Below are 11,418 nucleotides of genomic sequence, written 5' to 3' on the forward strand. Positions count from 1 at the left end.
TTCAATTCATCTCAAAGATATGTGCTGAGATAAAGGAAGTCAATACGTACAACAGGTGCATTTTTACGTAGGGGTACGTAGTACTACAGTGAGCCTAATAACTCACGATTTTCTTTAGTCCAAAGAAGAAGTGCATCTGGATTTGCATCTAGCCCCAACTTTTCAATAATATTTGTTCTGTGTTTCTGAACAGTTCTGTAGGAGATATTCACGAGTTCGCCAATTTCTTTCGATGATTTTTGCTGCGCAACCAGTCTTAAAATAGTACGTTCTGAAGGCGATAAAAAATTAAGCTTCGTAATGGCCGGGGCAACCTGCTCTTGAAAAACATTCTCAAAAGTTTTACTAAAATATGGAGTGCCGTCATAAACCGATTGTATACAATTTTGAACCTCAGAAAATGGTTCATCTTTGAGCAAGTATCCACTAATGTTCAATTTTTTGGCTCTAATAATAAAACCTTTTTCCTTATGGGAAGTTAGTATTATATATTTGGTTGGCAATGAGAGCTGACTAGCTTTTACAATAACTTCAAAGCCTGTTAAAATGGGCATTTCAATATCTAAAATAGCAATAGCTGGCTTTTCAGAAACAAGCAATTCGAGTGCCTCTACTCCATTTGCAGCCTGTAGCATTTGCGTATAACCTTGCTCTTTAAATTCTTGCAACAATCCCTTTAAAAGCATAGGGTGGTCATCAGCTATTAAAATTTTTATATCTCTATTCATTTCTTAGGAATAATTGCTGTAAAGGTAGTTCCATCTCCCAAGTTACTGTTTATTTCTAATGTACCTTTCACTATTTTTATTCTTTCAGCCAATGTTTTAAGGCCTAAACTATTTTGCAATGCGGCATCTGCCATGTTGAAGCCTCTTCCATTGTCTGAAACAACAATTACAATATCATTTAATCTTTCTCCTACTTCAACTTCGGCTGCCGTGGCATTTGAATGTTTTAGACAATTTGCCAAACACTCTTGTACAAATCTAAAGATATTTAGTGTTTCAGTTTCATTAAAAAAAGAATCTATAGGTGCAACGGTAACAGAGAAAAATGTATCTGTCTGCTCGTCTAAATCGTATACCAATTGCTCGATGCTTTCGGTTAAGCCTAGTAATTTCAAGTTGGCGGGGTATAGCCCACGAGAAATACCTCGCACTTCTTCCAACACATTATTAGTAAGCGCGGTAAGATCCTGATCTCCTTTTTGTTGCGTTTTCTTTTTTATGAGCGTTAATTGCTGGCCTACGCTATCATGAAGCTCCTTCGCAATATGATTTCGTTCCTTTTCTTGAGAAAGTAATAAATCTATTGAGAACTGTTCCTGCATTCGCTGTTTGCTTTTAGACTGTTTTAAGTAATAAAGCAACAAAAGTATTGCCCCAGAAGAAAGCAATAAATAAAACCACCAAGTACGATAAAAGAAGTCTTTAGAATCAATGTTAAGTCGCAATGTCTCCCCTAACTTTTTACCTGAAAAATCTAAAGCCTCTATTTCCAACAAATAATTTCCAACTGCCATATTTGGGAAACGTATCTGTTGCTCTTGCCCAATATTAGTCCATGCCTCATTATTTAGGCGGTATTGAAAACTATGAGGTTTGTTTTCAACATTATGCGTTAAGGCATACTCAATCTGAAGCTCCTTAAACTCTGCAGGCAAGGTTATAGAAGGAGAATTGGTAAATAAACTTTGGTCTAGAACATCTATTATGCGACGTTCCTTCTTATCGTAACTTCTAACTTTAAGCAATTTTAATTCTGAAATATTCGCTTCAGGAACAATGGATTTCGGATCAAAATAGTTGAGCCCAGCAATGCTCCCAATTAACAATTTGTCTCCTAAGTCCAGTGCGCTATACCTATTTGCTTCGTTGTTACTAAACCCGTCTTTTGTAGAAAATCGAGTTGCTGTGTTCTCTTTGGTATCCCACCGCACGTATCCGTTAAATGTATTTATCCACCAAACATTACCTCTAGGAATAATTGTGGCAATACCAGCACCCAATGCATCTTGATAAAGATTCTTAAATGTTTTTGTCTCTTCATGAAAAGCAACAATAGATCCAGAACGACTTCCTAATAAAAAACCATAGTCGGGGTGGTAATCTACCATAAGTAAATAGCTGTCTGCCAATTGGTTTCGACCATTATAAAATGTGTGCTTTTTAGTATGGGTATTATAGATTAACAACCCTTGCGACGTTGCTACAGCAAGCAACTGCCTATGCTTATCATACGCTAAATCGTGCATATGTAAAGTGTCGGTTTTTAGAATTTCTTCAAACTGCTTAGCGCGCATATTGAAAGAAAGTAACTGATAATTTTTAGTGCCTGCAAGAATTATAGAATCGTTAATCTGTTCTAGCGAAGTAAGCGGGTGGTGACGATAATAAGTAGTTGTTTTATCAGACAAATTAGCCGATATTATTCCAGATCTAGCATTTGCCCATAGAAGATCTCCGTCCTTCACAAAATTTCTAGAACTATTAGGGAACCCATTGTTTTTTGCTCCAACAAACACAAGCTTTTTGGTACTCATTGTTGTTGTATCAAAAAGGTGCCACCCGTGTTGGTCTGTCGCCAGTAAATAGGTGTCTTCTTTAAGGTGATGTATTGCCCTAAATTGATGTTCTGGGAGTATTTGCTTAATAGCCTGCTGCTGAAATTGGTAATGATGAAGTTGGCCAGAGCTTGTACCAATCCACATGTCTTTCTTTACATTCTGAGATGCTGAATGCAGCGCCACAACGCCTTCAAACTGCTTCTTATTATACCATGTTTCTATTCCGTTTTCTTCTGAAACTTTACTAAATTGAAGATTTCCATTATATTCACTCACCAGTAACTTATTACCCAAGGTATCTTTCACAAAAGCTAGATTTGATGCGGGCATACTGGTGTTTGGTGAAGCCATCGGTCGAATATCCAGCAGCGTTTCATCTAAATAATGCAATTTTGTGTTTCCTCTAAAAAACAGAGCCTTCTTTTCTCCTAGTTCAAGTATCTCATCAATTCTTAAGATTCTAGAAACAGCATCTAGTTCTTTGTATTTATCAGCCCTTATTTCTTTCACCAACGTTCCACTTTTGGTAAACAATTTAATCGCAAAATAATAATCACTAATTAACCAATGGTCTTTCAGTTTTACTAGTTGGGTGCTCGTGCCAACATGGTACTTGTTTTCTGAGCTAGTAAAAGAGAAAAGTGCTGTTGTACTTAAATTTGTGTGTAATTGCAAAAGTGTGAGGTCTCGGTCTTTTTGCACAAGAACATATTCGTTTCCTTCAATTAAAAATATCCTCGAAATAGAATCTGCATTCAATTCAATTTTTGAAAAAGCTGTAGTTAACGGATTAAAAAATAAGAGCCCATTATCTGTCAACAAAATAAAATTTCCATCAGCGCGCATGTAAAACTTCAACACATCGGTAACCCCATAGATTTCCGGAATTGGAATGCTATGAAATGTCTTTCCGTTAAAACGTTGTAAGGCAATGGTTTTATCTCCAGCAATAATTTCACGTGTTGCTAGAATATTTCCGCAGAGCCACAAAAAACCATCGGTATCAAAAATAACATCAGAAATAGCGTCTAAAGCTATACCGTCTTCCTTGTCAAAAGTTTTAACCAATACTTCTCGCTCTTGAGACACCATGGTATATGCACATAACAAGAATAGCATGTATATGCAAATTTTCACTGAAATACGATGAAACTGGAAACTTGGGACCCCCAAAATGCTGATTTTGTTTGTAGTAAAGATAAAATTATTTATAGGATAGCCTTCAGAAATCTTACCTATTGTTGAAGCACACATTCACTTTAATTTGTTTAAATTCGTAACGCTTATGGCTAAAACAAAAACTACCTTTTTCTGTCAGAACTGCGGTGCGCAATTTGCTAAGTGGCAAGGACAATGCACCTCTTGCAAGGAGTGGAACACCATTGCTGAAGAGGTTATTCAAAAAGCTGAAAAAGTATCTTGGGAAACCAACAATTCACTAGCATCTAACAAATCGAAGCGAGCAGCAAAACCTGTCTTAGTTTCTGAAATATCTTCAGAAAACGAAACCCGATTAAACACTAAAAACGAAGAGTTAAACCGAGTTCTTGGTGGTGGGTTGGTTCCTGGCAGCCTAACGTTATTAGGCGGCGAACCAGGTATAGGAAAAAGTACACTAATGCTTCAAGTAGCATTAAATCTGCCGTTTAAAACGTTGTATGTTTCTGGTGAAGAGAGCGCACAACAGATTAAAATGCGTGCTGCCCGAATTCATCCAGAAGCTAACAGCTGTTATATTCTAACCGAAACAAAAACACAGCATATTTTTAGGAATATTGCTGAAATGCAACCCGATATTGTTGTGATAGATTCTATTCAAACCCTTCACACAGATTATATAGAAAGTAGTGCGGGCAGTATTTCTCAAATTCGAGAATGTACCACCGAGCTAATAAAATTTGCTAAAGAAACGGCTACGCCAGTGATTCTAATAGGTCATATCACCAAAGATGGAAACATTGCTGGGCCTAAAATTTTAGAACATATGGTAGACACAGTGCTTCAGTTTGAAGGTGACAGAAATCATATCTACAGAATCTTACGTGCAAACAAGAACCGTTTTGGAAGCACAAACGAACTAGGCATCTACGAAATGCAAGGTAGCGGATTGAGACAAGTTAGTAATCCGTCAGAAATTTTAATTTCTAAAAATGAAGAAGATCTGAGCGGTACTGCTATTTCGGCAACTTTAGAAGGCATGCGACCCTTAATGATAGAAATACAAGCCTTAGTGTCTACAGCAGTTTATGGCACTCCACAACGCAGTGCTACAGGGTATAATGCTAAGCGCCTTAATATGATTTTAGCCGTCTTAGAAAAACGAGCTGGCTTTAAATTAGGAGCTAAAGATGTGTTTTTAAATATTACTGGAGGGATTACAGTAGACGATCCAGCAATAGACCTTGCTGTTGTGGCAGCAGTACTTTCATCTAACATAGATATCGCTATTGATAAACGTATGTGTTTTGCTGCGGAAATTGGACTAGCAGGAGAGGTACGTCCGGTAACACGCGTGGACCAACGTATTTTAGAAGCTGAAAAACTAGGATTTGAAAGTATCATAATTTCAAAATACTGCAAGCTTCCAAAAGAGCGCTACGGAATCTCAATTATAAAAGTCGCAAAAGTACACGACGTTGTAAGGCATCTTTTTGGGTAACGCAGGGCATAATTTCTGCTGAAAATTTACTAATGAAAAAACTTAAGCTACTTATTTTCTTATTAGGTCTCTTACTAGCCGTTGGGTGTGATAAAACGGTGAAAGATACCGAAGTTATAGATACACCACCCATACAGACAGCTAGAGAAACTTATGTAGCAGGTTTTACCCAAAAGGACACACGTTTAAACACTTGGAACCATGCCTTTAAACGAGCACAGCAAGACAGCCTGCGCGTAACCCTGCCCTATGCTGAGAGCGGAACATTTAGCTCTAAAACAACTGTTGCGCATAGTTATACCATTCAACTGCGTGCCGGCGAAAATCTTGTTGTTGCCCTTCAAACCCAACCAGACACCACCCTTGTATTTATAGATCTTTTCAGAAAAACTGAAGATTCACTACCAACATATTCATTAATCAAGAGTGTATCAACACATACCGATACTTTAAATTACAAAAGCGATGCATACGGTTTGTACAAGGTTATTATTCAACCTGAAATGGCAAAAACAGTTCCTTTTCAGCTAAAAATGTATACACAACCTATTTACTCTTTTCCTGTAGTTGGAGCTGGCAATGCTGATGTTAGAAGTTTCTGGGCAGCAAACCGAGGGGCAGGAACGCGCTCTCATGAAGGCATAGACATTTACGCAGCCAAAGGCACCCCAGTTATTGCGATTGCCAATGGTAAAATTACCTCAACCACAGATGGGGAGCTAGGTGGAAAACAAATTTATCTAGAAGACAAAGAGTTAAAAACTTCTATTTATTATGCACATTTAGACACAGTGCTCACCAAAAAAGATCGTAAAGTAAGCATCGGTGATACCATTGGTTTAGTGGGTAATTCTGGAAATGCAAAAGATTTAGAACCCCATGTCCATTTTGGGATTTTTCTGGAAAAAACAGGACCAATAGATCCATATCCTTATGTAAAGCAAACAGAAATCCCAAACCTTCCTACGTATACAGGCGCTACACGAGGGGTTGTTCTTTCAAACAAGGCAAGTATCTTTCAAGGTCCGTCTGCAGCATTACAGCAAATTGAAAGTCTTTCAAAGAATGACACTATCTCCATTTTAGGGCAACACCGCAATTGGTTTCGAGTACTAAGCAAAGAATCTGTACTAGGTTTTATTACTACTACACAGTTAGAGGTTTTAGCAAATTAATGGCTTTGAGCAATCGAGACGCTACCTATTTAACTAGCTTATATCAAATTAACAATATTTTGGGGCGTTCACATTTCCGCAGCAAGTATCTTTAAGTACCAAAAGATACCACTATGTCCATTTTTTCAAAAATCAAAGAAACATTCTCAGTATTAAAGTCGGTTGATATACAGGCAATCGCTAAACTCTCCCAAAAAATAGACTTGGGGGAGGTCATGAAGACCGTAGGTGAGCTTGACGATAGGCAAATGGCAGGTCTTATGCGCATGCTAAAAACCAAAGCCCGCAAAGGACAACACAAATTACCACCCATTGATGGAGACTTCTACGATTTAAGCTTAAAATTAACACCTCACCAACGAGAAATTCAGTTAAAAGTTAGGCAGTTCATGGAAAAAGAAATTAAGCCTATAGCCAATGAATTTTGGAACCGTGCAGAGTTTCCACATCATATAATTCCTAAAATGGCAGCATTGAATATCTGCGGAATGGCCTATAAAGGCTACGGTTGTCCAGACGAAACATTTTTAATGGAAGGTATTATGGCAATGGAATTGGCACGTGTAGATGTTTCTATCTCCACATTTTTTGGCGTACATAGCGGTTTAGCCATGGGGTCTATATATCTCTGCGGAAGTGAAGCACAAAAGGAAGAGTGGCTTCCAAAAATGCAACGTATGGAGCTAATTGGTGCATTTGGTCTAACGGAACCCAATGTAGGATCGGCTGTAGCTGGCGGCATGGAAACAACCTGCTACAAAGAAGGTGATGAGTGGGTTATTAACGGTCAGAAAAAATGGATTGGCAATGCTACTTTTAGTGATGTAACCATTATTTGGGCACGTGAAAAAGGAACCAACGCAGTAAAAGGATTCCTTGTTCGTAAAGGAAACCCAGGATATAAGGCTGAAAAAATGCAGGACAAAATGGCGTTGAGGACTGTACAAAACGCACTCATAACGCTTACAGATTGCCGAGTACCAGAAAGTGATAGATTACAAAAATGTGATAGCTTTAAAGATACTGCAAAAGTTCTAAAAATGACACGCGCCGCTGTAGCCTGGCAAGCCGTAGGTTGTGCTCGAGGGGCCTATGAAAGTGCTTTAAAATACACTAAAAAACGTGAGCAATTTGGCAGACCCATTGCGAGGTTTCAGCTTATCCAAAATCACCTTGTAGAAATGGTGGCTAATCTTACTGCCATGCAAACCATGTGTTTTCGACTTAGTGAAATGCAAGATCAAGGTATCATGACAGATGAACATGCATCACTTGCAAAGGTGTTTTGCAGTATGCGCACCAGAGATGTGGTTAGTCGCGCCCGTGAGGTCATGGGTGGTAACGGAATCTTATTAGAATACGATGTAGCACGTTTTGTGGCAGATGCCGAAGCAATTTACAGCTACGAAGGCACCAAAGAAATAAATTCGCTCATTGTAGGGCGTGCCATCACAGGATATAGTGCCTTTGTAAGCTAATCAACTAAAAGTAGCTTAGGGAGCAGGATTAGGCATTTCTTGATGTACTTGCTCAATTTCTTTTAGTATTTCTTCGGAAAGCGTCACATTAATACTGTCTACGTTTTCTTCTAACTGTTTTAGGGTCGTAGCTCCAATAATTGTGGCTGTAACAAAAGACCGGCTATTTACAAAAGCCAGCGCTAATTGGGCAAGTGTGAGTCCATGTCGTTCTGCAATTTGCGCGTAGCGAAGGGTGGCTTTCATAGATGCCTCACTGCTGTATCGCGAATACTGAGGAAACTGCGTTATTCTAGCTCCTTCTGGTTTTTTATGATTTAGGTATTTCCCTGAAAGCACCCCAAATGCCAAAGGCGAATATGGTAAGTACCCTATATTTTCCATTTGCAACACTTCGCTAAGCCCAACCTCATCACGGCGCTGTAACAAACTATACGCGTTTTGTACCGAAACCATTTTACGTTTCCCTTTTCGGTGTTCTTCCATGTAACGCATTACACCGTAGGGAGTTTCATTGCTTAAACCTATATGTCTTACTTTTCCTTGTTTCACATAAACCTCTAATCGTTCTAAAATTTCAGCAATATTGTCTTCCCATTGGGTATTTTCTGCGTGAGCATATTCTCGTACCCCAAAAATGTTTACCGTGCGCTCAGGCCAGTGCAACTGATAGAGATCTAAATAATCTGTTTGCAATCTTTTTAAGCTTTTATGAAGTGCGTCGTCTAATGAAGTAACGCTAAAATCTAAATCTTCTCGAATACTTTTAAAGATTCCGCGACCTGTGCCTGTGATCTTACTCGCCAAAACTACTTTATCTCTATGACCGGTTTTGGCAAGCCAGGTACCAATATATTGTTCTGTGAGACCTTGAGTTTCTGGTGTAAAAGGCACTGCATACATTTCTGCAGTATCAAAAAAATTGACACCCTTATCGAGCGCATACGTCATTTGCTGGTGTGCCTCCACCTCGCTGTTTTGACGACCGTAGGTCATAGTTCCGAGGCAAATTTTACTTACCTGAAGGTTTGTATTGGGTAGGTTGGTATATTTCATAAGGCTTTCATGGCTACTGCTAAAAATAATGTCGATTCATGAATTGTGAATAGCATTTTTTAGAGGCTATATATCATTCAACAATTTATTGATTTCATCTAACTTAGGAGTTAGCACCACTTCTATCCTCCTGTTCTTTGCTTTGCCGTCTGCAGACGAATTGGGCGCGATTGGGGCATATTCTCCTCTTCCGGCCGCTGTTAGATTATCTTTAGGAATGTTTCGATTTTCTGTAAGAATGGCAACAATTGCTGTTGCTCGCTTAGTGGAGAGGTCCCAATTGTTTTTAATATGACCATTTCCTCCGTACGGCACATTGTCTGTATGGCCTTCAATAAGCACCGCTATTTCCTTATTTTCTGCCAGCACTTTTCCGAGGGCAACAACCGCTTCTCTACCGCGTGCATTAACAGCCCAACTTCCACTCTCAAAAAGGAGCTTGTTTTCCATAGAAACATACACTTTTCCGTCGCGCTGCTCTATGGTAAGACCATTGCCTTCAAAATTTGTTAGTGCCGCAGAGATGGCATCCTTTAAAGCACGCATCTTTGCATCTTTAGCAGCAATAATTGCTTCTAACTCTTCTACACGTTTAGACCGATTTCTCAGCTTCTCTTCAACTAGTTTTAAGCGCGCCTCTTCTTTTGCTAATGCCTTTTCTTTGGCCTCCAATTTTTCGAGCAATGTTCTGTTTAGTGCTAAATTATCAGACAACGCGCCAGAGCTATTTTCTTCCAAGGCGTCATACGATTTTTGAAGTCGTTCGAGATTGTTCTCTGCCGCTGCCAAATTCATAGCTAATTGTGTCTTTTCGGCATTTAGTTTTTCAATTTCTTTTCTAAGATTGGCAACAGTATAGGCGTCGGCATTGGTTTGATTGCCATCTAATTGAGCCATTAATGCTTCATTTTCGGCACGAAGCGTTTCATTCTTTGCTTTTAAATCTTCATAAACCTGCGACGATACGCAGCTGGATAAAAATAAAACAACAAAACTTCCAAATAGAATTTTTTTAATAATCATACGGTACATTAGTTTGGGAACTGTTCATTAATTTTTTTAATTCGTTTATTATAATTGCTGCAATTACGAATAACACAATTCTACTGAGATTTTTTAAAGCCCAGCTTAGCAGCAAAGATTCACTGGTAAAATCACGGTGTAAACTTGTGGTAACGATTATAATTTCTTCAATAAATACACCCGAAGAACACAACATTGCAATCGCTATTAAAACACGCCAAGGCACCTTGAGCATTCGTTTAAACCAAAATAGTTGAGGTAGTAGTATATAACCAAGAAGCATCATCCAATAAGCATAGGCATATGGACCTGTACTTCGGTTTGTAAAAAATGTGGTATCAGTATCAAAACTCAATTTATAGATAAAGACACCAACGATTATAACACCTGCAATTCTTATAAGTACTGTGCTCGTTACGATTAACTTTTCAATGTAATGGTTCAATTGTTTTCGCCTTGCCAATACAAGTACTACAGATAATAATAGTACAACAAGGGCAAAGGCAATAACAGATGAGTTTAGAAAATAATCTAAGGTATCTCTCAACATATTAAAATTTCAGCTCTACCAGATGCGGACAATGGTCACTATGGTGTGCTTCAGGTAATATAACGGCTCTACTCATGTTTTCTTGTAATGGCTTAGACACCATATTATAATCTATGCGCCAACCTTTATTATTAGCTCTAGAATTAGCACGGTAGCTCCACCAAGTGTAGTGATGAGGTTCTTTATTAAAAAATCGGAAACTGTCTATAAATCCGCTGTCTATAAAATTGCCAATCCACTCGCGCTCTACTGGTAAAAAGCCTGAAACATTCTTATTTCTAACAGGATCGTGAATATCGATTGCCTTATGACAGATATTATAATCGCCGCAGATTACTAAATTTGGGTGTGTCTTCTTTAAGTTGTCTACATACGCCTGGAATGTAGCCATATACTCTAATTTATGTTCTAACCGTGCTATATTAGTACCACTAGGTAAATACAAACTCATAACAGACACCTCATCAAAATCTACTCTTATATTTCGGCCTTCAAAATCCATAGATTCAATTCCGGTGCCATACGCTACATGATTTGGTTCGTTCTTGCAAAAAATTGCAACACCGCTATATCCTTTTTTTTGCGCACTAAACCAATAGTGGTACGGATAGCCCGCGGCTTCAATTTCGGCAACGGCAACTTGGTCTACATTTGCCTTGGTTTCCTGTATACAAATAACATCTGGATTTGCATTTTGTAACCATGCAATAAAACCTTTTCTCATAGCGGCTCTAATGCCGTTAACATTGTATGAAATTATCTTCATGTGAGGATATTTAGTGTTCGTAAACTATTCTGAAAAGCGTCATCTTACTTCTATAGATCGACGCACTCGAGCAACGTTCATCTTTTGTACAAGCGAATATAAATAACATCGTATTTTTACAGCACTTGTTGTTTGAAAGGTTTTC

The 11,418-nt window shown here is 38.4% G+C and carries 9 protein-coding genes; 3 read left to right on the top strand and 6 right to left on the bottom strand.

Features of this window, described 5'->3' with window-relative positions; translation table 11 throughout:
- Positions 1-83: 83 nt before the first annotated feature.
- Both G5B37_RS08410 and G5B37_RS08415 read right to left on the bottom strand, forming a co-directional pair.
- On the bottom strand, positions 84-728 hold the full coding sequence (locus tag G5B37_RS08410) for a response regulator transcription factor (protein ID WP_164679595.1): 645 nt from the start codon (positions 726-728) through the stop codon (positions 84-86).
- Positions 725-3,685: a sensor histidine kinase gene (locus G5B37_RS08415; RefSeq protein WP_164679596.1), complete on the bottom strand. Its 2,961-nt coding sequence runs from the start codon at positions 3,683-3,685 to the stop codon at positions 725-727. The genes G5B37_RS08410 and G5B37_RS08415 overlap by 4 nt, the downstream gene beginning before the upstream one ends.
- Before the next feature lie 166 nt (positions 3,686-3,851).
- Between G5B37_RS08415 and radA the strand changes: the two genes are divergently transcribed.
- From radA to G5B37_RS08430, 3 genes are all read left to right on the top strand, one after another.
- Positions 3,852-5,225: a DNA repair protein RadA gene (gene radA / locus G5B37_RS08420; protein WP_164679597.1), complete on the top strand. Its 1,374-nt coding sequence runs from the start codon at positions 3,852-3,854 to the stop codon at positions 5,223-5,225.
- A 32-nt stretch (positions 5,226-5,257) separates the two neighbouring features.
- Positions 5,258-6,400: a M23 family metallopeptidase gene (locus G5B37_RS08425; protein WP_164679598.1), complete on the top strand. Its 1,143-nt coding sequence runs from the start codon at positions 5,258-5,260 to the stop codon at positions 6,398-6,400.
- Positions 6,401-6,513: 113 nt separating this feature from the next.
- Complete coding sequence (locus G5B37_RS08430; RefSeq protein ID WP_164679599.1) at positions 6,514-7,878, top strand: acyl-CoA dehydrogenase family protein; 1,365 nt, start codon at positions 6,514-6,516, stop codon at positions 7,876-7,878.
- Positions 7,879-7,893: 15 nt separating this feature from the next.
- On the opposite strand, the gene G5B37_RS08435 is transcribed toward G5B37_RS08430, so the two are convergent.
- From G5B37_RS08435 to G5B37_RS08450, 4 genes are all read right to left on the bottom strand, one after another.
- Positions 7,894-8,934 (bottom strand): NADP(H)-dependent aldo-keto reductase, encoded by a 1,041-nt coding sequence (locus tag G5B37_RS08435; protein WP_164679600.1) that lies wholly within the window; start codon positions 8,932-8,934, stop codon positions 7,894-7,896.
- A gap of 66 nt (positions 8,935-9,000) precedes the next feature.
- Positions 9,001-9,957, bottom strand: coding sequence for an OmpA family protein (locus G5B37_RS08440; protein WP_404814776.1), 957 nt, complete (start codon positions 9,955-9,957; stop codon positions 9,001-9,003).
- Complete coding sequence (locus G5B37_RS08445; protein WP_164679602.1) at positions 9,947-10,507, bottom strand: hypothetical protein; 561 nt, start codon at positions 10,505-10,507, stop codon at positions 9,947-9,949. Before G5B37_RS08445 ends, G5B37_RS08440 begins: the two co-directional genes overlap by 11 nt.
- Position 10,508: 1 nt before the next feature.
- Positions 10,509-11,273 carry an exodeoxyribonuclease III gene (locus tag G5B37_RS08450; RefSeq protein ID WP_164679603.1) on the bottom strand — a complete coding sequence of 255 codons (765 nt, stop codon included), beginning with the start codon at positions 11,271-11,273 and terminating at the stop codon, positions 10,509-10,511.
- Positions 11,274-11,418 lie beyond the last annotated feature (145 nt).

Source organism: Rasiella rasia (assembly GCF_011044175.1).
Classification (GTDB): domain Bacteria; phylum Bacteroidota; class Bacteroidia; order Flavobacteriales; family Flavobacteriaceae; genus Marinirhabdus; species Marinirhabdus rasia.

Excerpts from the sequence above, each read along its gene's own strand:
- G5B37_RS08415 (WP_164679596.1), bottom strand. The coding sequence starts at position 3,685 with ATGCTATTCTTGTTATGTGCATATACCATGGTGTCTCAAGAGCGAGAA.
- G5B37_RS08430 (WP_164679599.1), top strand. The coding sequence starts at position 6,514 with ATGTCCATTTTTTCAAAAATCAAAGAAACATTCTCAGTATTAAAGTCG.
- G5B37_RS08410 (WP_164679595.1), bottom strand. The coding sequence starts at position 728 with ATGAATAGAGATATAAAAATTTTAATAGCTGATGACCACCCTATGCTT.
- G5B37_RS08435 (WP_164679600.1), bottom strand. The coding sequence starts at position 8,934 with ATGAAATATACCAACCTACCCAATACAAACCTTCAGGTAAGTAAAATT.
- radA (WP_164679597.1), top strand. The coding sequence starts at position 3,852 with ATGGCTAAAACAAAAACTACCTTTTTCTGTCAGAACTGCGGTGCGCAA.
- G5B37_RS08425 (WP_164679598.1), top strand. The coding sequence starts at position 5,258 with ATGAAAAAACTTAAGCTACTTATTTTCTTATTAGGTCTCTTACTAGCC.
- G5B37_RS08450 (WP_164679603.1), bottom strand. The coding sequence starts at position 11,273 with ATGAAGATAATTTCATACAATGTTAACGGCATTAGAGCCGCTATGAGA.
- G5B37_RS08440 (WP_404814776.1), bottom strand. The coding sequence starts at position 9,957 with ATGATTATTAAAAAAATTCTATTTGGAAGTTTTGTTGTTTTATTTTTA.
- G5B37_RS08445 (WP_164679602.1), bottom strand. The coding sequence starts at position 10,507 with ATGTTGAGAGATACCTTAGATTATTTTCTAAACTCATCTGTTATTGCC.